This window comes from Serratia sp. MF1(2023), assembly GCF_030954545.1.
Classification (GTDB): domain Bacteria; phylum Pseudomonadota; class Gammaproteobacteria; order Enterobacterales; family Enterobacteriaceae; genus Serratia; species Serratia sarumanii.
Genome location: NZ_JAVHUX010000048.1, coordinates 71,508 through 90,886, shown reverse-complemented (window position 1 = coordinate 90,886; position 19,379 = coordinate 71,508). Strand labels below are relative to the sequence as shown.

Annotated in this window: 21 protein-coding genes and 1 tRNA gene; 12 read left to right on the top strand and 10 right to left on the bottom strand. The window is 60.9% G+C overall.

The genetic code is table 11. The annotated features are described in order from the left end of the window. The first annotated feature begins 60 nt into the window (after positions 1-60). Positions 61-1,212: a cyclopropane fatty acyl phospholipid synthase gene (cfa, locus tag REA38_RS23475; RefSeq protein ID WP_308886724.1), complete on the top strand. Its 1,152-nt coding sequence runs from the start codon at positions 61-63 to the stop codon at positions 1,210-1,212. 283 nt (positions 1,213-1,495) lie between these two features. On the opposite strand, the gene REA38_RS23470 is transcribed toward cfa, so the two are convergent. From REA38_RS23470 to tesA, 3 genes are all read right to left on the bottom strand, one after another. Further along, positions 1,496-2,350: a co-chaperone YbbN gene (locus tag REA38_RS23470; RefSeq protein ID WP_041033725.1), complete on the bottom strand. Its 855-nt coding sequence runs from the start codon at positions 2,348-2,350 to the stop codon at positions 1,496-1,498. A 77-nt stretch (positions 2,351-2,427) separates the two neighbouring features. Beyond that, on the bottom strand, positions 2,428-3,204 hold the full coding sequence (locus tag REA38_RS23465) for an SDR family oxidoreductase (protein WP_308886723.1): 777 nt from the start codon (positions 3,202-3,204) through the stop codon (positions 2,428-2,430). Positions 3,205-3,230: 26 nt separating this feature from the next. After that, positions 3,231-3,869, bottom strand: a complete 639-nt coding sequence (gene tesA / locus REA38_RS23460) for a multifunctional acyl-CoA thioesterase I/protease I/lysophospholipase L1 (RefSeq protein WP_160866764.1) — start codon at positions 3,867-3,869, stop codon at positions 3,231-3,233. Between tesA and ybbA the strand changes: the two genes are divergently transcribed. From ybbA to REA38_RS23445, 3 genes are all read left to right on the top strand, one after another. Further along, entirely contained in the window at positions 3,840-4,526 is a 687-nt protein-coding gene (ybbA, locus tag REA38_RS23455) for a putative ABC transporter ATP-binding protein YbbA (protein WP_004940192.1), read from the top strand. The genes tesA and ybbA overlap by 30 nt on opposite strands. Then, the gene (gene ybbP, locus REA38_RS23450) at positions 4,523-6,955 is read left to right on the top strand and encodes a putative ABC transporter permease subunit YbbP (RefSeq protein WP_308886722.1); all 2,433 of its coding nucleotides are present in this window, start codon (positions 4,523-4,525) and stop codon (positions 6,953-6,955) included. Before ybbA ends, ybbP begins: the two co-directional genes overlap by 4 nt. 204 nt (positions 6,956-7,159) lie before the next feature. Further along, positions 7,160-8,116 (top strand): helix-turn-helix domain-containing GNAT family N-acetyltransferase, encoded by a 957-nt coding sequence (locus REA38_RS23445; RefSeq protein WP_308886721.1) that lies wholly within the window; start codon positions 7,160-7,162, stop codon positions 8,114-8,116. Between the two features lie 162 nt (positions 8,117-8,278). Here the strand turns inward: REA38_RS23445 and purK are convergent, their stop codons facing one another. The 4 genes from purK to ppiB all read right to left on the bottom strand — a co-directional run bounded on the left by purK (position 8,279) and on the right by ppiB (position 11,244). Then, positions 8,279-9,346: a 5-(carboxyamino)imidazole ribonucleotide synthase gene (gene purK / locus REA38_RS23440; RefSeq protein ID WP_047568935.1), complete on the bottom strand. Its 1,068-nt coding sequence runs from the start codon at positions 9,344-9,346 to the stop codon at positions 8,279-8,281. Then, positions 9,343-9,867: a 5-(carboxyamino)imidazole ribonucleotide mutase gene (purE, locus tag REA38_RS23435; RefSeq protein ID WP_033653219.1), complete on the bottom strand. Its 525-nt coding sequence runs from the start codon at positions 9,865-9,867 to the stop codon at positions 9,343-9,345. The genes purK and purE overlap by 4 nt, the downstream gene beginning before the upstream one ends. Before the next feature lie 149 nt (positions 9,868-10,016). Then, positions 10,017-10,739: a UDP-2,3-diacylglucosamine diphosphatase gene (locus REA38_RS23430; RefSeq protein WP_074026641.1), complete on the bottom strand. Its 723-nt coding sequence runs from the start codon at positions 10,737-10,739 to the stop codon at positions 10,017-10,019. A gap of 10 nt (positions 10,740-10,749) precedes the next feature. Then, positions 10,750-11,244, bottom strand: coding sequence for a peptidylprolyl isomerase B (gene ppiB, locus REA38_RS23425; protein WP_016928800.1), 495 nt, complete (start codon positions 11,242-11,244; stop codon positions 10,750-10,752). 308 nt (positions 11,245-11,552) lie between these two features. Between ppiB and cysS the strand changes: the two genes are divergently transcribed. Beyond that, positions 11,553-12,938: a cysteine--tRNA ligase gene (gene cysS, locus REA38_RS23420; protein ID WP_308886720.1), complete on the top strand. Its 1,386-nt coding sequence runs from the start codon at positions 11,553-11,555 to the stop codon at positions 12,936-12,938. 61 nt (positions 12,939-12,999) lie between these two features. Here the strand turns inward: cysS and ybcJ are convergent, their stop codons facing one another. Together ybcJ and folD are read right to left on the bottom strand one after the other, a co-directional pair. Next, the gene (gene ybcJ, locus REA38_RS23415) at positions 13,000-13,212 is read right to left on the bottom strand and encodes a ribosome-associated protein YbcJ (RefSeq protein WP_033637394.1); all 213 of its coding nucleotides are present in this window, start codon (positions 13,210-13,212) and stop codon (positions 13,000-13,002) included. A gap of 10 nt (positions 13,213-13,222) precedes the next feature. Then, on the bottom strand, positions 13,223-14,089 hold the full coding sequence (folD, locus tag REA38_RS23410; RefSeq protein WP_033637396.1) for a bifunctional methylenetetrahydrofolate dehydrogenase/methenyltetrahydrofolate cyclohydrolase FolD: 867 nt from the start codon (positions 14,087-14,089) through the stop codon (positions 13,223-13,225). Between the two features lie 205 nt (positions 14,090-14,294). On the opposite strand from folD, the gene REA38_RS23405 reads away from it, so the two are divergent. The 7 genes from REA38_RS23405 (at position 14,295) to REA38_RS23375 (ending at position 18,786) form a co-directional block, all read left to right on the top strand. After that, positions 14,295-14,504 (top strand): hypothetical protein, encoded by a 210-nt coding sequence (locus tag REA38_RS23405; RefSeq protein WP_207764472.1) that lies wholly within the window; start codon positions 14,295-14,297, stop codon positions 14,502-14,504. Next, positions 14,483-14,821, top strand: coding sequence for a hypothetical protein (locus REA38_RS23400; protein ID WP_308886719.1), 339 nt, complete (start codon positions 14,483-14,485; stop codon positions 14,819-14,821). Before REA38_RS23405 ends, REA38_RS23400 begins: the two co-directional genes overlap by 22 nt. 96 nt (positions 14,822-14,917) lie before the next feature. Beyond that, positions 14,918-14,994: transfer RNA gene (locus REA38_RS23395), tRNA-Arg, on the top strand. Between the two features lie 132 nt (positions 14,995-15,126). Further along, positions 15,127-15,453 carry a gamma-glutamylcyclotransferase family protein gene (locus REA38_RS23390; protein WP_033647222.1) on the top strand — a complete coding sequence of 109 codons (327 nt, stop codon included), beginning with the start codon at positions 15,127-15,129 and terminating at the stop codon, positions 15,451-15,453. A gap of 109 nt (positions 15,454-15,562) precedes the next feature. Beyond that, positions 15,563-15,706 (top strand): hypothetical protein, encoded by a 144-nt coding sequence (locus REA38_RS23385; protein WP_162882640.1) that lies wholly within the window; start codon positions 15,563-15,565, stop codon positions 15,704-15,706. A 449-nt stretch (positions 15,707-16,155) separates the two neighbouring features. Further along, positions 16,156-16,707, top strand: coding sequence for a flavodoxin family protein (locus REA38_RS23380; RefSeq protein WP_033653217.1), 552 nt, complete (start codon positions 16,156-16,158; stop codon positions 16,705-16,707). 630 nt (positions 16,708-17,337) lie between these two features. Next, positions 17,338-18,786, top strand: coding sequence for a GGDEF domain-containing protein (locus tag REA38_RS23375; protein ID WP_033653356.1), 1,449 nt, complete (start codon positions 17,338-17,340; stop codon positions 18,784-18,786). 24 nt (positions 18,787-18,810) lie between these two features. On the opposite strand, the gene REA38_RS23370 is transcribed toward REA38_RS23375, so the two are convergent. Beyond that, positions 18,811-19,290 (bottom strand): cold shock domain-containing protein, encoded by a 480-nt coding sequence (locus REA38_RS23370; RefSeq protein WP_308886716.1) that lies wholly within the window; start codon positions 19,288-19,290, stop codon positions 18,811-18,813. Positions 19,291-19,379: the final 89 nt, after the last annotated feature.

Genomic DNA, 19,379 nt, shown 5'->3' with positions numbered 1-19,379 from the left:
AATTTGTCATTTTTATTTGCGACTATGCTTTTTGAAATGACATTTCGGCCAAGGATTGTTATGGATTCGCTCAGTGTTGATGAACTCGCCCAGAAGAAGGATCGCTGGTATCGCATTGTGGAGGAGATGTTGGCGGAAGCCAGCGTCGCCATCAACGGCCCGCGCGCCTGGGATATCCGGGTGCACAACCCGGCGCTGTTTAAACGCATTTTGCAGGAAGGCTCGCTCGGTTTCGGCGAAGGCTATATGGACGGCTGGTGGGAGTGCGAACGGCTGGATATGCTGTTCACCCGCATTCTGCAGGCCGGCGTCGATGAGCGGCTGCCGAAAAGCCTGAGCGACATCGCGCGCATCGCCTATGCCCGGCTGTTCAACCGCCAATCGCGCAAGCGCGCCTGGCAGGTGGGCAAAGAGCACTACGACATTGGCAACGACCTGTTCCGGGCGATGCTCGATCCCTACATGCAATACTCCTGCGGTTACTGGAAAGAGGCGCAGACGCTCGAGCAGGCGCAGCAGGCCAAGCTGCGGATGATCTGCGAGAAACTGCAGCTGAAACCGGGCATGACGCTGCTGGATATCGGCTGCGGCTGGGGCGGGCTGGCGCAGTTTGCGGCGCAAAACTACGGCGTCTCGGTGCACGGCGTGACCATTTCCGCCGAGCAGCAGAAGCTGGCGCAGGCACGCTGCGCCGGGCTGGACGTCGAGATCTTGCTGCAGGATTACCGCGATCTGGATCGCCAGTTCGATCGCATCGTGTCGGTCGGCATGTTCGAGCACGTCGGGCCGAAAAACTACGAGACCTATTTCAGCGTCGCGGCGCGCAACCTGAAGCCCGACGGCCTGTTCCTGCTGCACACCATCGGTTCCAATCAGACCGATCTCAACGTCGACGCCTGGATAGACAAATACATCTTCCCCAACGGCTGCCTGCCTTCGGTGCGGCATATCGCCGAGGCCAGCGAAGGGCGTTTCGTGATGGAGGATTGGCACAACTTTGGCGCCGATTACGATCGCACGCTGATGGCCTGGCTGGAGAACTTCAAACGGGCATGGCCAGAGTTGGCCGGCGGCTATTCCGAGCGCTTCGAACGCATGTTCACTTATTACCTGAACGCCTGCGCCGGCGCGTTCCGTTCGCGCAACATTCAGCTGTGGCAGGTGTTGTTCAGCCCGGCGGGCGTGGAAGGCGGGGTGCGGGTCTATCGCTGATATCCCCGTCATATTTCAAGCTGCATCTGTGTTGGCTGCGTTTGCGCGCCCCGGTCGCTTACTTGAGTAAGTTCCCGGGGACTTACAAACTTGCCGCCTTGATGCAACTCGAACTATTTAGGGGATACCCTTCAATATTTACTTTGGGACAACACATATACCCAATGGATTTCCAGTTGCGTCTAGGCGGCAAACGTGAGAAACCCCAGGAGCTTAGATAACTAAGTGACTGGGGTTCGAACGTGCAGCCAACAACGATGCGGCTGGAAAGACGAAGGGTATATCAGTACAGCAGGGAGTACAGCTGGCGGCGATATTTACCGGCCAGCGCGTCGCCGGTGCCGAGCGCGGCCAGAATGTCCATCAGGGTCTTGCGCGCGTTGCCGTTGGCGGCGGCCAGATCTTTCTTCAGATGCCCCATCAACAGTTCCAGCGCTTCTTCGTTACGCCCGACCTGATGCAGCTGTAGCGCCAGCTGCACCGCCAGCTCGACGTTGCCCGGCTGCTGCTGCACCTGCTGTTGCAGCTGTTGGATTTCCGGGGTGTCCGCCGCCTGCTTCAACAGTTCAATCTGCGCCACCAGGCCCTGATAGCGGGTATCGCGATCCTGCAGCGGGATGGTCGCCAGCACCGCTTCGGCGTCTTCGCTGCGGCTGAGCGCGATCTGGGTTTCGGCCAGGGTCAGGCCGATGTCGCTGCGCTGTTGGCTGCTCTGCCAGGCGTCTTTCAGCAGCGGCAGCGCTTCGGCAGCGTTGCCGGCGGCCAGCAGTTCCTGCGCCTGCGCCAGTTTCAGATCTTCTTCCTTCGGCAGGAAACGCTGCAGCAAGTCGCGGATCGCTTCTTCCGGCTGCGGGCCCTGGAAGCCGTCGACCGGCTGACCGTCTTTGAACAGGTAGACGGTCGGAATGGAGCGCAGCCCGAACTGGGAGGCGATCATCTGTTCGGCGTCGCAGTCCACCTTGGCCAGAATGAACTGGCCGGCGTATTCCGCCGCCAGTTTGTCGAGCACCGGCGTGAGCTGCAGGCAGTGTTGGCTGCGCTCGGACCAGAAGTAGAACAGCACCGGAATGGACATCGACTGTTCCAGCGTCTGGTGCAGGTTAGTTTCGTTAATATCAACAACAGCTTGAGCTAGCATCTTTTTTCTCTCTGATCGTGCGGAGCCATGGGGTGTAAATGGGGGCGCGCCGCCATTCTTCAACCCCGGCGGGCGAATTAAGCGTTGCTGCGCAGCAGCCAATCCAGACAGCGGCCCGGCAGAATGCGGCGCAGCACGCTCATCGCGTGCGCCAGCAGGGTCACCGGGTAGCGCAGTTTGGCGCGCGGGCTTTCCAGCGCGTGGCGCAGCTTGGGCAGAATGGCCTCCGGCGGCAGCGTCAGGCGCTTGGCGATGCCGGGGTTATGCACCGGCTTGTCGCTCTGCGTCTGATTGACGTTCTGGCTAAAGTGGGTGGAAATCGGCCCCGGTTCGATCAGGCTGACCTGAATGCCGCTGCCGTGCAGCTCCATGCGCAGCGCGTCTGACCAGGCTTCCAGCGCGAATTTGCTGGCGGCGTAGGCGCCGCGCCCGGCGCTGGAGACCAGGCCCATCACCGAGCTGGTCTGGATAATGCGCCCTTCGCCGTGCGGCAACATCGCCGGCAGCAGCAGCTGGGTCAACTGGTGGGTGCCGAACAGGTTGGTGGCGAACTGCCGCTCCAGCTGGCTGCGCGAGATGCCGCTGAGCGGGCCGTAAACGCCGAAGCCGCCGTTGTTGAACAGGCCGTACAGGCGGCAGCCGGTCAGCGCGATCACCTCGGCGGCGGCGCGCTCGACGCTGGCGCTGTCGTCCAGATCCAGCTCGATGCCTTCCAGCCCGAGCTGGCGCATGTTTTCCACGTCCTGCGGCTTGCGGCAGGCGGCCAGCACCCGGTAGCCGCGGTTGCGCAGATCCTGCGCCGCAATCAATCCAATTCCGCTGGAGCAGCCGGTTATCAATACTGCTTTTTGCATAACTTTACCTAGTGTACGACCCTAATTTAGTTAGACTCATGTTTTACTAGCGGTTCCAGGCGCTCCGCCATCCAGGTGGCGATAAACGGCTGGGCGTCCCCATTGGGGTGCAATCCGTCATCCTGCATCCATTCCGGCTTCACCACCACCTGTTCCATATAGAACGGCAGCAGCGGAATGTTGAACTGCCTGGCCAGCGCCGGGTAGACGGCGCTGAACGCTTCGGTATAGCGGCGGCCGTAGTTCGGCGGGATGCGAATTTGCATCAGCAGCGGCTGTGCGCCGGCCTGCTGCACCCGCGTGATGATCTGGCCGAGATCGCGCTGCATGTCCGGCGCCGGGAAACCGCGCAGGCCGTCGTTGGCGCCCAGCTCGATCAGCACCCAGCGTGGCTGATGCTGTTTCAGCAGCGCGGGCAGACGCGCCAGCCCCTGTGCGGCGGTGTCGCCGCTGATGCTGGCGTTGACCAGCTGCGGCGCGCCCGGTTTTTTCTGCCACTGTTCGGCCAACAGCGTCGGCCAGGCCCGCTCGATCGGCAGGCGGTAGCCGGCGCTTAAACTGTCGCCCAAAATCAACAAGGTATCGGCGGCGACAGCGCGTAAACTGAATAATCCCAACAGCAAAAGGAAGGGAAGATGCCAGCGGAAAACGTTCTTGAAGTTCATCATCTTAGTAAACACGTTGGTCAGGGTGAGCATCAGCTCACCATCCTTACCGGAGTCGAGCTGCTTGTCAAACCCGCGCAGACGATCGCCCTGATCGGCGAATCCGGATCGGGGAAATCGACCCTGCTGGGCATTTTGGCCGGGCTGGATGACGGCAGCGAGGGCGAGGTGCGCCTGCTGGGCGAGTCGCTGACCGCGCTGGACGAAGAAGGCCGCGCCGCGCTGCGCGCCAGGAACGTCGGCTTCGTGTTTCAGTCGTTCATGCTGGTGCCGACGCTGAACGCGCTGGAAAACGTGCAACTGCCGGCGCTGCTGCGCGGCGAGAGCGACAGGCAGAGCCGCGAGCAGGCGGTGCAGCTGCTGGAACAGCTGGGATTGGGCAAACGGCTCGATCACCTGCCGGCGCAGCTGTCCGGCGGCGAGCAGCAGCGTGTGGCGCTGGCGCGCGCCTTCAGCGGCCGGCCGCGGGTGCTGTTCGCCGATGAACCGACCGGCAACCTCGATCGCCAGACCGGCGATCGCATCGCCGACCTGTTGTTCTCTCTCAACCGCGATTTTGACACCACCCTGATCCTGGTGACCCATGACGAAACCCTGGCGGCGCGCTGCCAGCGGCGGCTGCGGCTGCGTGAAGGCAAGCTGTGGGAGGAAGCATGATCTGGCGCTGGTTCTGGCGCGAATGGCGCTCGCCGTCGCTGCTGATCGTTTGGCTGGCGTTGACGCTCTCCGTGGCCTGCGTGCTGGCGCTGGGCAGCATCAGCGATCGCATGGACAAAGGGCTCAGCCAGCAGAGCCGCGATTTTATCGCCGGCGATCGGGTGCTGCGCAGCGCGCATCCGGTGCCGGAAGGCTGGCTGCTGGACGCGCAACAGCAGGGGCTGACGCTGAGCCGCCAGCTGTCGTTCGCCACCATGACCTATGCCGGCGACCGGCCGCAGCTGGCAGACGTGAAAGCCACCGATTTGGCCTATCCGCTGTATGGCAAGCTGGAAACGCGCCCGGCCAACATCAAGCCCGAACCGGGCAGCGTGCTGGTGGCGCCGCGTCTGCTGGCGCTGCTGAACGTGAAAGTGGGGGATTCGCTCGAGGTGGGCGACACCACGCTACGCATCGCCGGTGAAATCATTCAGGAGCCGGACGCCGGCTTCAACCCGTTCCAGACCGCGCCGCGCATCATGATCAACCTGGCGGACGTCGATAAGACCGGCGCGGTGCAGCCGGGCAGTCGCCTGACCTACCGCTACATGTTCGCCGGCGCCGAGCCGGATATTCAGCGTTACGAGGAGCGGCTGACGCCGCAGTTGACGCCGGATCAGCGCTGGTTCGGGCTGCAGGAGTCCGGCAGCGCGCTCGGCAAGTCGCTGCAGCGATCCCAACAGTTCCTGCTGTTGTCGGCCCTGCTGACGCTGCTGTTGTCGATCGCCGCCGTGGCGGTGGCGATGAGCCACTATTGTCGCAGCCGCTACGATCTGATCGCGGTGCTGAAAACCCTTGGCGCCGGGCGCGGCGCGCTGCGTAAGCTGATCGTCGGCCAGTGGCTGGCGGTGATGGCGCTGGCGGCGGTGTGTGGCGGGGCGATCGGGCTGGCGTTCGAAGCGCTGTTGATTCGCCTGCTGAAGCCGGTGTTGCCGGCCGCATTGCCCGCCGCCGGCGCCTGGCCGTGGCTGTGGGCGCTCGGCGCGCTGGTGCTGATTTCGCTGCTGGTCGGGCTGCGGCCGTACCGTCAGCTGCTGGCCACCCAACCGCTGCGGGTGCTGCGCCGCGACGTAGTGGCCAACGTCTGGCCGCTGCGCTACTTCCTGCCGGTGACGGCGGCGATCGTGGTGGCGCTGCTGGTGACGCTGATGGGGGCCAGCACGCTGCTGTGGGCGATCTTGGCGGGCATGGCGGTGCTGGCGCTGCTGCTGGGCGGCATCGGCTGGGGCAGCCTGCAGCTGCTGCGCCGCATCACGCTCAAGAGCCTGGCGCTGCGGCTGGCGGTCAACCGCCTGCTGCATCAGCCGTGGGTGACCATCAGCCAGCTGGCGGCGTTCTCGCTGTCGTTTATGCTGCTGGCGCTGTTGCTGGTGCTGCGCGGCGATTTGCTCGACCGCTGGCAGCAACAGCTGCCGCCGGATAGCCCGAACTATTTCCTGCTCAACATGACCGAGGCGCAGGTGCCGCAGGTGAAAACCTTCCTGCAGCAGCACCAGATCAAGCCGGAAACCTATTATCCGATCGTCCGGGTGCGCCTGACCGAGATTAACCAGCAGCTGGCGACCGAGCGGGTGCATGAAGACGATCCGGGCGGCGAGGCGGTGAACCGCGAGCTGAACCTGACCTGGTTGGCCGATCTGCCGGATCACAATCCGCTGGTGGCGGGCAATTGGCCGCCGAAAGCCGGCGAGGTTTCGATGGATGAAGGCATTGCCGGGCGGCTGAAGATCAAGTTGGGCGACACGCTGACCTTCAGCGGCGATACCCAGGCGTTCAGCGCCAAAGTCACCAGCCTGCGCCAGGTGGATTGGGAAAGCCTGAAGCCGAACTTTTACTTTATCTTCCCGCCGGGCGCGCTGGACGGCCAGCCGCAGACCTGGCTTACCAGCTTCCGCTACGACGGCGACGGTCAGATGCTGACCCAGCTCAACCGCCAGTTCCCGACGCTCAGCCTGATGGACATCGGCGCGATCCTGAAACAGGTCGGCGGCGTGCTGCAGCAGGTCAGCCGCGCGCTGGAGGTGATGGTGGTGCTGGTGGTGCTGTGCGGCGGCCTGCTGCTGCTGGCGCAGGTGCAGGTCGGCATGCGTCAGCGCCGCCAGGAGCTGGTGGTGTATCGCACGCTGGGCGCCGGCAAACGGCTGCTGCGCCGCACGCTGTGGTGCGAGTTCGCCCTGCTGGGGCTGGTGGCGGGCATCGCGGCGGCGGTGGGCGCCGAGGCGGCGCTGTGGCTGCTGCAGAGCCGGGTGTTCGACTTCCCGTGGACGCCGACGCCGGTGCTGTGGTGGGCGTTGCCGCTGGCCAGCGCGCTGCTGCTGTCGCTGTGCGGCGGCTGGCTGGGCGTGCGCCTGCTGCGCGGCCGGGCGCTGTTCCGCAGTTATGATGGCTGAGGTAAAGCAAGATTAGGGGCAGCTCTCGGGCTGCCGCAATCTTGCCAAAACCCAGGCTGTTCAATTGCAAAGGGCGTGGCGCTGCCTTGGTTGTTAGCGCTTACGATGGCTGATTGAGCTTTAAAGTAAGTTGTATAAAGCAACTATATGGTTGTATATTGCAACTGCTTGGTCGTTCATCGGCTCTCTGCGAGATACATAAACATGAATGAAGACTCTCTGATAGAAACGATACGTACGGCTTCCCGAACCATAGTGCGGGAATTAGGATTCATGCGTACGACGTTGGCAGGCACTGAATTTTCCCCATCCGCTGTACATGCGCTTCTTGAAATCGAGCTGCAGGAAATGATGACCGCCGCTCAGCTGGTACTGGTACTCGGTCTGGATAAATCCAGCGTCAGTCGGATGGTCGGTAAACTGATGCGGGCAGGATTGCTGATTGAAACCGCCGGAGAAGATGACACCCGTTTGAAACCACTCTGTCTTTCAGCAACCGGCAGACAGACGGTGGCCAGGATCCACGCCTATGGGCGGCAACAGGTTACGACGGCGCTGGCGCATCTGCACCCATTGCAGCAACAAACCGTTGCTCAGGGACTGAGCGCCTATGCCGGTGCTCTGCAAACGCACCGTCTTGCCACCGGACAAACTTTGCAGACGCCTTTCACCATTCGTTCCGGTTATCAGACAGGTATGATTGGTCGAATCACTGAAATGCATGCCGAGTTTTACTCCCGCCACGCCGGTTTCGGGGCGTTCTTCGAGAGTCAGGTGGCTGCAGGCCTCGCGGAATTCACCGGCCGTCTGAACCAGCCAGGTAATCAGATTTGGCTGGCCATGCTCAATGACCGTATCGTGGGATCGGTGGCCATTGATGGGCAGGCTTTGGGGCAGAACGCTGCCCATCTGCGTTGGTTCATACTGGATGAAGGATGCCGTGGAAGCGGCGTAGGGCGCCAACTGCTCAGTAACGCGATGGCTTTCTGCGATCGCTTGGGTTTTTCGGCCGTTCATCTCTGGACGTTCAAGGGACTGGATGCCGCACGTCGGCTGTATGAATCTTTTGGCTTTGAGCTGATGCAGGAAGAAATCGGCAATCAATGGGGAACGATCGTCACTGAACAGAAATTTACCCGTTCTTGTCGCCCGGGGAATTAGTGTTCTGAAAACAAAGCGCGGCTGTAAAACACAAAGAAAGGATAGCGGACATGAAAGGCCCGGTGCCGGTATCGCGGAATGGGCACATCAATCTCAGGAAGATGAAAAGGGGCACCTGAATGAACAGGGCCCCTTTTGCTTTCTGCTGCTGAGGCAGCAGCCTTAGAGCAGCTTCTGCTGCGCCCAGGCCAGCCCGCTTTGGTATTCGCCCGGCAGCAGCGGCGCCAGCGCCTGCAGCGCCTGGCGCAGATCGGCGGCGCTCGGGTCGTTCAGATTGAGATGGCCGACCTTGCGGCCCGGGCGCACCTCTTTCTCATACCAGTGCAGATGCACCAGCGGCAGCGATAGCCACTGTTCGTTGACGGCGGTGCCGATCAGGTTGACCATCACCGACGGCGTGCTCACCACCGGCTGCGGCAGCGGCAGGCCGAGAATAGCGCGCAGGTGCAGCTCGAACTGGCTGATGGACGCGCCGTTTTGCGTCCAGTGGCCGCTGTTGTGCACGCGCGGCGCCAGTTCGTTGATCAGCAGCCGATCGCCGACGATAAAGCACTCCATCGCCATCACGCCGACGTAGTTCAGCTCGTTCAGGATCGCCGCCAGCATCTGCTCGGCCTGTTGCTGCAGCGCCGGGTTGGGCTGCGGCAGCGCCACGCTGGTGCGCAGGATGCCGTCTTCATGCAGGTTGTGGGTCAGCGGGTAGAATACCGAACGGCCGTCGTGGCCGCGCGCGCCCACCAGCGACACTTCGCCGGAGAAATTGATGCCTTGCTCGACGATGCACTCGCCATAGGCGTCGGCCGGCAGTTCGGCTTCCTGGCCCGGGCGCAAGCGCCACTGGCCGCGGCCGTCATAGCCGCCGACCCGGCGTTTGACGATCGCCAGCTCGCCCAGCGAAGCGAATACCTGCGGCCATTCGGCGGCGCTCGCCAGCAGCTGCCACGGCGCGGTCGCCAGGCCGAGCTGATCGAGCAGCTGTTTTTGCGTCAGGCGATCCGCCAGGCGCGGGAAAATGTCGCGGTTGACGAAGGCGCTGTGGGTCGCCAGCTCGCGCGTCAGCGCGGTTTCCGGCCAGCGTTCGATCTCGGCGGTAATGACGCTGTTCTGATACGGCACCGCTTCGGGCTCGGCATCGATGCCGACAGGGTAAACGGCGATGCCCAGCGGTTCTCCTGCCTGGCGCAGCATGCGCCCCAGCTGGCCATTGCCCAGTACGCAAACCGGCTTCATGCATCCTCCCGCGGATCGGGGTGGTTCAAGACGTCTTCGGTCTGCGCCTGACGCCAGTCCGCCAAACGCTGCGCCAGCGCGGCGTCGTGCAGCGCCAGGATCTGCATCGCCAACAGCCCGGCGTTGGCGGCGCCGGCTTTACCGATCGCCAGCGTGCCCACCGGAATGCCGCGCGGCATCTGCACGATGGAGTACAGGCTGTCTACGCCGCTCAGCGCGGCGCTTTGCACCGGCACACCCAGCACCGGCACCAGGGTTTTCGCCGCCAGCATGCCCGGCAGGTGCGCCGCACCGCCGGCGCCGGCGATGATCACGTCAAAACCGTTGGCGGTAGCCTGCTCGGCGAAGCTGAACAGCTTGTCCGGCGTGCGGTGGGCGGAAACGACTTCGACATGGAAGGGGACATCGAGCTGGGTCAGGACTTCGGCGGCGAACTGCATGGTGGCCCAGTCACTTTTCGATCCCATTACAATTGCGATTTTCGCCCCGGTAGTGGCGGCTGAAGCGGCGTTGGCTCCCATGGGTGTAAGGCTCCTGTGATTTGTCTGGCGTCGGCTGAGGGCCGAATGAGGGCGTAGAGCATACCATGAGCGCACGGCGAGGAAAACGGTTGCGTCGCCGGTTTTCACCGTCAAAAGCGCGAATTTTCACTCGCGCGCCAGTCCGGAATTCAGAATGGGAATTGGATCAGCTCGACGGCGTCGGCGCTGACTTTGATCATCGATCCTTCGACGTGCCAGGCGCCCAGCACCGCGCGATGGGCTTCGCCGTTGCTCAACGCCAGCCGGTGCACCGCCGGGCGATGGGTATGGCCGTGGATCATCCAGTGCACGTCGTGGCGCAGCATGGTTTGCTCGACCGCCTGCGGGTTGACGTCCATGATGGCTTCCGACTTGTCCTGGTTGGATTGCTGGCTGCGGGCGCGCATTTTGGCGGCGATCTTCAATCGCCAGCGCAGCGGCAGCGCCAGGAACAATTTTTGAATCAGCGGGTTGTGCACTTTACGGCGGAATTGCTGATAGGCGTGATCGTCGGTGCACAGGGTGTCGCCGTGCAGGATCAGGATCCTGCGGCCGTACAGCTCCAGCACTTTCTCTTCCGGCAGCAGCTGCATGCCGCTGGCGCGGGCGAAGCGCTTGCCGAGCAGAAAATCGCGGTTGCCGTGGATGAAGTAGCAGGGCACGCCGGCCTGTTGCAGCGCTTTCAGCGCCGCGGCGATCTCCGCGTGCAGCGGCTCGGGATCGTCGTCGCCGATCCAGGCTTCAAACAGGTCGCCAAGGATGTACAGCGCGTCGGCGTGCACCGCTTCGTGCCGTAAAAAACGCAGAAAACCGGCAGTGATTGCCGGTTCCTGTGCGCACAAGTGCAGATCTGCGATGAACAGCGTACTCATGCAGCCGCGATTACTCGCTGACGGTCACGCTGTTGATCACCACGTCTTCTACCGGTACGTCCTGGTGCATACCGCTGCGGCCGGTTTTCACGCCTTTGATCTTGTTGACCACGTCCATGCCTTCAACCACTTCAGCAAACACGCAGTAGCCCCAGCCCTGCACGTTTTCGCCACGGAAGTTCAGGAAGTCGTTGTCAGCCACGTTGATGAAGAACTGTGCGGTGGCGGAGTGCGGATCGTTGGTGCGCGCCATTGCCAGGGTGCCGATGGTGTTTTTCAGACCGTTGTTGGCTTCGTTCTTGATGGCCGCGTTGGTCGCTTTCTGGTTCATGCCCGGCTCGAAACCGCCGCCCTGGATCATGAAGCCGTTGATCACACGGTGGAAGATGGTGTTGTCGTAGAAACCGGCGCGGCAGTAGTTCAGGAAGTTTTCAACGGTAACCGGCGCTTTGTCAGCAAAGGTCTTGATAACGATATCGCCGTGATTGGTGTGGAAAGTAACCATAGTTTTAATCCTAACAAGGTGAAGTGAGACGTCACGTAAAGCGAGTGAACATTCAGACCGCCCTTATAACATATCCGCCCCAGCGAGTCAGCAGCGGCTCAACCGCGCACTGTCTGTGGTAATCGCATTTGTGTTATATTATAACAATTGCGCCGGCCGCCGAATTTCGCGCATTTTATTCGCGTGAAATCAGCAAAGCATGGCCTTAACCTTGCAATAGATCAGGCTTCAGGTTTCAATACGCTACCGGGCGGAAACCTGAAGCCCGGTTATCTTTTTTGTTATCACGCACACCACGGAATCTCCCGATGCTAAAGATTTTTAATACCCTGAGTCGTCAAAAAGAGGAATTCAAACCCATTCATGCCGGGAAAGTGGGCATGTACGTGTGCGGGGTAACCATTTATGACCTGTGTCACATCGGGCACGGTCGTACCTTTGTCGCTTTCGACGTGGTGGCGCGTTACCTGCGCTACCTCGGCTATTCGCTGAACTACGTGCGCAACGTCACCGACGTGGACGACAAAATCATCCGCCGCGCGGCGGAAAATCATGAGACCTGCGACCAGCTGACCGAACGCATGCTGGCGGAAATGCACGCCGACTTCGACGCGCTGCTGATCGATCGCCCGGATCAAGAGCCGCGCGCGACCCAGCACATCGCCGAGATCATCGAGATCACCCAGCGCCTGATCGATCGCGATCACGCCTACGTGGCCAGCAACGGCGACGTGATGTTCTCCATCGACAGCGATCCGCAATACGGCCTGCTGTCGCGTCAGGATCTGGATCAGCTGCAGGCCGGCGCGCGCGTGGAGATCGACGACGTGAAGCGCAACCCGATGGACTTCGTGCTGTGGAAGATGTCCAAGCCGGGCGAGCCGAGCTGGCAGTCGCCGTGGGGGCCGGGCCGTCCGGGCTGGCACATCGAATGCTCCGCCATGAACTGCAAACAGCTGGGCACCCACTTCGACATTCACGGCGGCGGTTCCGATCTGATGTTCCCGCACCACGAGAACGAGATCGCACAGTCGAGCTGCGCCCACGACGGCCCGTACGTCAATTACTGGATGCACTCCGGCATGGTGATGATCGACAAAGAGAAGATGTCCAAATCGCTGGATAACTTCTTCACCATCCGCGACGTGCTCGGCCATTACGATGCGGAGACGGTGCGTTACTTCCTGATGTCCGGCCACTATCGCAGCCAGCTGAACTACAGCGAAGAGAACCTCAAACAGGCGCATACCGCGCTGGAGCGCCTCTATACCGCGCTGCGCGGCACCGACGCCGACGCCGCGCCGGCCGGCGGCGAAGCGTTCGAAGCCCGCTTCCGCGAAGCGATGGACGACGACTTCAACACCCCGGAAGCCTACTCGACGCTGTTCGATCTGGCGCGCGAGGTTAACCGCCTCAAGGGTGAAGACATGGCGGCGGCCAACGGCATGGCGGCGGAACTGCGCAAGCTGGCGAAGGTGCTCGGCCTGCTGCAGCAGGAGCCGGAGCAGTTCCTGCAAGGAGGCGCTCAGGTTGACGACGGCGAAGTGGCGGAGATCGAAGCGCTGATCAAACAGCGTAACGAAGCGCGCGCCGCGAAGGATTGGGCGCTGGCGGATGCCGCCCGCGATCGGTTGAACGAGATGAACATCGTGCTGGAAGACGGCCCGCAGGGCACTACCTGGCGCCGTAAGTAATCCGGCCGCAGGGAAAAACAAAAAAGGCGCTGAATTCAGCGCCTTTTTCTATGGCTGCGGGTCAGGGTTTAACCATGACCTTGCCGCCGTTGAACTCCACCACCTGATCGGCGACGATCTTGCAGCGCTTGCGGGTTTCGACCTTGCCGTCGACTTTCACCTGCCCTTCAGCGATGACTTCTTTGGCGGCGCCGCCGCTTTCACACCAGCCCTGGAACTTCAGCAGATCGCACAGTTCGACGTGGGGATGATTGTCCAGATTGAAAATTTCCATACTGCCTTACTTATTTAGGTTGAACGTCGTGATATTCCTCGCAGGCCTGCAAGGTATTTTGGATCAGTGTAGCAACGGTCATCGGGCCAACGCCACCCGGCACCGGGGTGATGTAGGCGGCGCGCTCGCTGGCGGCGTCGAAATCGACGTCGCCCACCACTTTACCGCTTTCCAAGCGGTTGATGCCGACGTCCACCACGATGGCGCCCGGTTTGATCCAGTCGCCCGGAATGAAGCCCGGCTTGCCGACCGCCACCACCAGCAGATCGGCGTTCTCGACGTGGTGACGCAGATTCTTGGTGAAGCGGTGGGTGACGGTGGTGGTGCAGCCGGCCAGCAGCAGCTCCATGCTCATCGGGCGGCCGACGATGTTGGAGGCGCCGACCACCACGGCGTTCAGGCCGTAGGTATCGATGTTATAACGCTCCAGCAGGGTGACGATGCCGCGCGGCGTGCACGGGCGCAACTTGGGGGCGCGCTGGCACAGGCGGCCGACGTTGTACGGGTGGAAGCCGTCGACGTCTTTGTCCGGGTGGATGCGTTCCAGCACCTTGACGTTATCGATGCCGGCCGGCAGTGGCAGCTGCACCAGGATACCGTCGATTTCCTGATCGGCGTTCAGCTGGTCGATCAACGCCAGCAGCTCGGCTTCACTGGTGGCAGCGGGCAGGTCGTAGGAGCGGGAAAGGAAGCCGACTTCATCGCAGGCGCGGCGCTTGCTGGCGACGTAAATTTGCGAAGCCGGGTTCTCGCCGACCAGCACAACCGCCAGCCCTGGGGCGCGTTTGCCGGCCGCCAGACGTTGTTTCACTTGCTCAGCCACTTCGTTTCTAACCTGCTGCGCAATCGTTTTACCATCAATAATCTTTGCTGACATCAGTGTGGAAATCCATCAATTAAGAAAAGCGGGGATGCCGCTATTCTGGCAGAAGCTGAGCGCGCTGTCAGGCGCAGAATCACCCTCGCGGCCGTTGCCGACGCCGATTTACGCTTTTTTTATGCCGGCCTCAGGATCCTCTACGCCATTTTTACCGGCACTTGGATACGCTGGGGCGGTTCACTGGGCGAAAGAGGGCAGGATCATGAGGGCGATAACCCGGCTTTACCCGTTGCATCATCAGCCTGACGAGCAACCGGCGGAGCCTAAACGCATAGGGGAAACGGTGTTCGATTCTTCGCTGCATCCGGCGGACAGCGCGCAACTCACCGCGCTGCATCGGCTCGGCAAGCATGAAGGAGCGCTGTCGTGGCGGGCGCGCCTGAGTGCGCTGTGGCGGAAGTTATGCGCATGAAAGGCTGTGCCTGGACAGGCTGCGCGCTGTTGCTGGTTTGGGCATCGGGGAGCCAGGCTTCTTTAAACAGCGCACGCCCCGACGCCACACTGGAGGAAAGGGTGGCGGTGACCTGCAACGCGCGGGTGGTTGAGCATGCCGATTGGGGGGACATCGCCGCAGTGGTGCAGTCCGCCCGCCTTTGCCTGCGGCGGGGCGGTGGGCGGCAAGGGGCTGAGCGTGCGCCGATTTACATAGGCTTTGGCCTGGCTCTGCATGGCGGCGCCCGGTTGACGGGAACCCTCGCCGTGCGGGCGCTGGCGGAAAAAACGCCATAAAGCACGGCCGCTGCCGTAACGCCATGAAAAGGCATTGACTCGCTAACCTCTGACCGTATAATCCCAACCCGCAGCCGCAGGTTGCCGCATCTCAATGCGCCCTTAGCTCAGTTGGATAGAGCAACGGCCTTCTAAGCCGTAGGTCATAGGTTCGAATCCTATAGGGCGTGCCATTACTCCCTTGATTTTTTTCCCCCTACTTGTTCCCTTGAAAACTCGACTGCGCTACCCGTACTCCCGTTGGCTCGCCGCTGAACGTCATGCTATGTTCATGCGTTAACTTTCAGTGAGTAGTAGAGAGAAAAATGCAAAGCTTATTCGTTTACGGCACCCTGGGGCCGGGCAGGCCCAACGCGCACATTATGGAAGCCATCGGCGGCAGCTGGGAAGAAGGCAGCGTCGGCGGCTCGCTGCTTAACGAAGGCTGGGGCGCCGAGATGGGCTACCCGGGCATCGTGCTGGATAACAGTGGCAATCGGGTGAACGGGTTTCTGTTCCGTTCAGCTAACCTCGTCAACCACTGGCCGACTCTCGATGCGTTTGAAGGTGAGGGCTATGAACGAGTGGCGGTCAGCGTCACCACCGCCGGCGGCGAAACCGTCGATTCGTTTATCTACATGCTGAAGAAATGATATGAAGCCGCCTCGCCGAGTGAGGGTGAGGCGCTTGACCCGCCGGCAATTGAACCTTCGTTTATTTTGCCGCGCTACAATAGGCGAAAATTTCTCCACGGAGCCTATCGTGCGCAAATCCAGATTCCTGCTCGTGACCTTGCTGTGCCTGTGCGCCGCCGCCGTGCTGTACGTTATGGCTTACCGGGCGTTGGGGCATTACCTCAGCGACGGTGAGCAAGCTTACCCGGATATCACTGTTGAAATCCGCTGAGGGCCGTGCGGCGGTGCGCTGATTGCGCCGATTTTTCGAACTTCGGCCGTTCGTCGCCGGGGGGCGGGCAATACCGGCATCTTCAAGAGCGGCGGTTTGAGTCGCGCCTGTTCGTGATGCGTTGAGAAAAATGTCATATTTCCCATTCGGCGTTACATCTGGCCGAGCAAACTTACGCGGGGATGACAGTTCTATACATTGGGATTGGTACTGTAGCTCTACCCGATGATGTTGTGTGTTATCCATTCCCTGTAGTGTATTACCCCATCCCTGTTAAGTTTATCCCGCCTTGCGCGGGATTTTTTTTATCTGCGCATGCCTGGCAGAGTAACGCGATTTTTTTGAATAACACCGTCAGTTTTATTTGGTATTCAGCCGCTGCGCGCTTGATTAGATTGAACGCGAGAGGGGCGCCGTCGGCGCCTTTGTGCAATGAGTGGAGAATTTCTATGGCGAAGACAGTAGTGGTGTTTCATTCCGGCTACGGCCATACCGAGCGTTTGGCGAAAGTCGTGGCGGAAGGCGCCGGGGCGGAACTGATCGCCATCGATCAGAACGGCGATATCAGCGACGAAGCCTGGCAGACGCTGGATGAGGCGGACGCCATCATCTTTGGTTCGCCGACCTATATGGGCGGCCCGTCGTGGCAGTTCAAGAAATTCGCCGACGCCAGCTCCAAGGCCTGGTTCGGCCGCAAGTGGCAAGACAAAGTGTTCGGCGGCTTTACCAACAGCGCCAGCCTGAACGGCGACAAGCAGGTAACGCTGATCGCGCTGCAGACGCTGGCTTCACAACATGGCGGCCTGTGGGTCAGCCTGGGGCTGATGCCGGCCAACACCAAATCGGCGCAGCGCACCGACGTCAATAACCTGGGCGGTTCGGTGGGGCTGCTGGTGCAGACCCCGGCGGATGCCGGCGTGGATGAGATGCTGTCGGGCGATCTGGCGACCGCCAAGCTTTATGGCCAGCGCGTAGCGGGCTTTGCCGCCAAACTGGCGTAAGCCCTTCCGTGCAGAGAGGGCGGCGGTGCGGTTGAACGGACGCCGCGTTCATTTTCTCTGCACAATTGGCGTGTAAGCTGCGAAATGTTATTAGCCTGCTTGGGCTAACACTGCATTTCGTACAAATATTCCCGGTTCCTAGGCCGGGTTTTTTGTTGCTAAGGTCTGCTTAAGCTTGCACCGCTATACTGCGCGGCAGCACGGGCATGCAAGGCATGGCCGTGTTGTCACTGTCGATTTGCTGTTGTTCAGGCAAGCCCGCGCTATGCGGGCTTTTTTGGGGTTGTTATTGCACGGGCGGCCCAGTTGCAGGAAAATAATCGCGCAGTTATTCAAACAGCATTCAACGACCAATAACCATAAACTTATTAATGTAATTAACGCCCTCGGCGGCCTATTACGCTATGCGCTATGCTGACAGCAGAGCGGGCATTATTTGCTGACGCTATGCGGGGGGAGTCCGCCGCAGGCGCATCAGGCTAAGAAAAGTCTGTTAATTAAATGTTAATGCTTTTTATTATTGATTTGTCTGGCTTTTTTGGTTGAAATTCGGATTGACTATCCCTCACTGGCCGGGCGAGAGAGTATGCACATTATTATTCTGGTTATTAGCAAAATATGGGCGAGGCGATGAACGCCAGAATAAACGCCAGGCATGGCCTGCCGCTAACGGTTCAGCTGATCAATCTTTTCATGCTGGCCTTTTTACTTTCCCTGGTGGGTATTCTTAGCCGGCCGATTGGCTCGCTTTCCTTATTTTGGCCGGTGAATGCGATTCTGCTCGGCCTGCTGCTGCGAAAACCCGTTTACGCCACGCCGCTCGGCTGGCTTACCACCTATCTGGGCATGGTCGCCGCCGATCTCAGCACCGGCGAAGGCTGGTCTCTGGCGCTGTGGCTGAACGCCTGCAACATGTCGCTGATCGCCGTCGGTTACGGCATCATGCTGATGCTGCCCCAATCTCAACGGCGCATGGGCAAACCCCAGGCGATACTCTATATGTTCAGCGCCAGCCTGGCCGGCGCGGCGGTGGCGTCGACGCTGTCGGTGCTGCGCAACGACAGCCTGTACAACAACACGGTGGTGGTCGCCTGGCTGGCCTGGTTCAGCGAGCAGTTCTCGACGACCTTGCTGCTGTTGCCGGTGCTGATGGCGGCGCCGCGGTTGAAGCAGCTGCTGCGCATGCAGGTGCGTTGGCGCCTGAAGGGCTGCCTGCCGCTGCTGGCGCTGCTGCTGTCGCTGATATTCAGCGTCTATATCGGCGGGCCGGGCGCTATCGCCTTCCCGATCCCGGCGCTGCTGTGGTGCGCGGTGCGCTACCCGCTGTTCCCCGTGACGTTGCTGACGCTGTTGACCGGCATGACCGAGATCAGCAGCATTTCCGCCAACCTGGTGCTGTACGAAACGCCGAACAACCACAACGCCTTCCTCGACACGCTGATGTCCGCCCGCTTGGGCATCGCCATGCTGGTGATGGGGCCGCTGATCCTCGCCAGCTCTATCGCCGCCAACCGCAAACTGATGCGGCGTCTGGAGCACAGCGCCAACCACGATTTTCTGACCGGGGTGCTGGCGCGCAGCGCGATGACGCGCAAAGCGGGCGAGCTGCTGGAACACAAGCACCGCTCGAAAGAGGCGGTGTCGCTACTGCTGATCGACATCGACCATTTTAAGCAGATCAACGATACGCACGGCCACAGCGCCGGCGATCAGGTTTTGGCGTCGTTCGCGCACATCGTGCGGCGCGAGCTGCGGCACGATCAGCTGTTCGGCCGCCTGGGCGGAGAAGAGTTCGCCATCATGCTGCCGCGCGCGCTGGCGGCGCAGGGCGTGGCGCTGGGGGAACATCTGCGCCGGCTGGTGGAGCAGGCGGAACTGCAGGCGGAAGGCAAACAGACGCTGAAAATCACCATCAGCGTCGGCGTCGCCAGCCTGGCGATGAATGAGGTGAAATCGCTGGAGCAACTGATGAATATGGCGGATATCGCGCTGTATCGCGCCAAATCGCAGGGGCGTAATCGGGTGGAGTCGTTCAACGTGGTGAGCGGCAACAGCGTCGAGCATATCCTGTTCCGCTAGGGCTCGACGCTGGGCAACCGGCGCTTACAGGCTTTTCAGCGCCTTAATGGTCTCATCCATATCGATCTCGTGCTCGGAGAAGGTATGGGTGGTGTTCTGGAAGGTGGTAATGGTCAGCATGCGCAGCGTTTGCATGGTCTGCGCCTGATCTTCTGCCTGCGGGCGAATGCGGTTCATCAGCAGGCCGACCGACAGCACGGTGTTCTCTTTATCCACGTCGGCTTTGGCCGGCACTTCCTTGCTGAAGGTATTGAAAGACTTGATGCTGGCGATCTTGATTCTTTCATTGGCTATGATGATGTATTTGCTGGGCGCCAACACTTTAACCGCATAAGCCGACGGGCCTTTGGTGTTGTTGGTCGGTTCGAAGGTCACCGCCGCGTTTTTCTTAATCAGCTCCGGGTTTTGCACTTTAATCACGTGAAAATAACGATTTTCTCCGTTCTCGTCGGTAATAAAGCCGAAGCCTTTGTCTTCAAAAAAAGTCGTTATCTTGCCGTTCATCGCTATTCTCACAAAAGGGTTCTATACAGCGCTTATGATAGCGCGGAATGTCTTGCAGCGACAGATTGCGCGGGCGGCATTTCGTCATG

Bases quoted from the DNA above. Each gene is read 5' to 3' on its own strand.
- cfa (WP_308886724.1), top strand. From the start codon at position 61: ATGGATTCGCTCAGTGTTGATGAACTCGCCCAGAAGAAGGATCGCTGG.
- REA38_RS23470 (WP_041033725.1), bottom strand. From the start codon at position 2,350: ATGCTAGCTCAAGCTGTTGTTGATATTAACGAAACTAACCTGCACCAG.
- REA38_RS23465 (WP_308886723.1), bottom strand. From the start codon at position 3,204: ATGCAAAAAGCAGTATTGATAACCGGCTGCTCCAGCGGAATTGGATTG.
- ybbA (WP_004940192.1), top strand. From the start codon at position 3,840: ATGCCAGCGGAAAACGTTCTTGAAGTTCATCATCTTAGTAAACACGTT.
- tesA (WP_160866764.1), bottom strand. From the start codon at position 3,869: ATGAACTTCAAGAACGTTTTCCGCTGGCATCTTCCCTTCCTTTTGCTG.
- ybbP (WP_308886722.1), top strand. From the start codon at position 4,523: ATGATCTGGCGCTGGTTCTGGCGCGAATGGCGCTCGCCGTCGCTGCTG.
- REA38_RS23445 (WP_308886721.1), top strand. From the start codon at position 7,160: ATGAATGAAGACTCTCTGATAGAAACGATACGTACGGCTTCCCGAACC.
- purK (WP_047568935.1), bottom strand. From the start codon at position 9,346: ATGAAGCCGGTTTGCGTACTGGGCAATGGCCAGCTGGGGCGCATGCTG.
- purE (WP_033653219.1), bottom strand. From the start codon at position 9,867: ATGGGAGCCAACGCCGCTTCAGCCGCCACTACCGGGGCGAAAATCGCA.
- REA38_RS23430 (WP_074026641.1), bottom strand. From the start codon at position 10,739: ATGAGTACGCTGTTCATCGCAGATCTGCACTTGTGCGCACAGGAACCG.
- ppiB (WP_016928800.1), bottom strand. From the start codon at position 11,244: ATGGTTACTTTCCACACCAATCACGGCGATATCGTTATCAAGACCTTT.
- cysS (WP_308886720.1), top strand. From the start codon at position 11,553: ATGCTAAAGATTTTTAATACCCTGAGTCGTCAAAAAGAGGAATTCAAA.
- ybcJ (WP_033637394.1), bottom strand. From the start codon at position 13,212: ATGGAAATTTTCAATCTGGACAATCATCCCCACGTCGAACTGTGCGAT.
- folD (WP_033637396.1), bottom strand. From the start codon at position 14,089: ATGTCAGCAAAGATTATTGATGGTAAAACGATTGCGCAGCAGGTTAGA.
- REA38_RS23405 (WP_207764472.1), top strand. From the start codon at position 14,295: ATGAGGGCGATAACCCGGCTTTACCCGTTGCATCATCAGCCTGACGAG.
- REA38_RS23390 (WP_033647222.1), top strand. From the start codon at position 15,127: ATGCAAAGCTTATTCGTTTACGGCACCCTGGGGCCGGGCAGGCCCAAC.
- REA38_RS23380 (WP_033653217.1), top strand. From the start codon at position 16,156: ATGGCGAAGACAGTAGTGGTGTTTCATTCCGGCTACGGCCATACCGAG.
- REA38_RS23375 (WP_033653356.1), top strand. From the start codon at position 17,338: ATGAACGCCAGAATAAACGCCAGGCATGGCCTGCCGCTAACGGTTCAG.
- REA38_RS23370 (WP_308886716.1), bottom strand. From the start codon at position 19,290: ATGAACGGCAAGATAACGACTTTTTTTGAAGACAAAGGCTTCGGCTTT.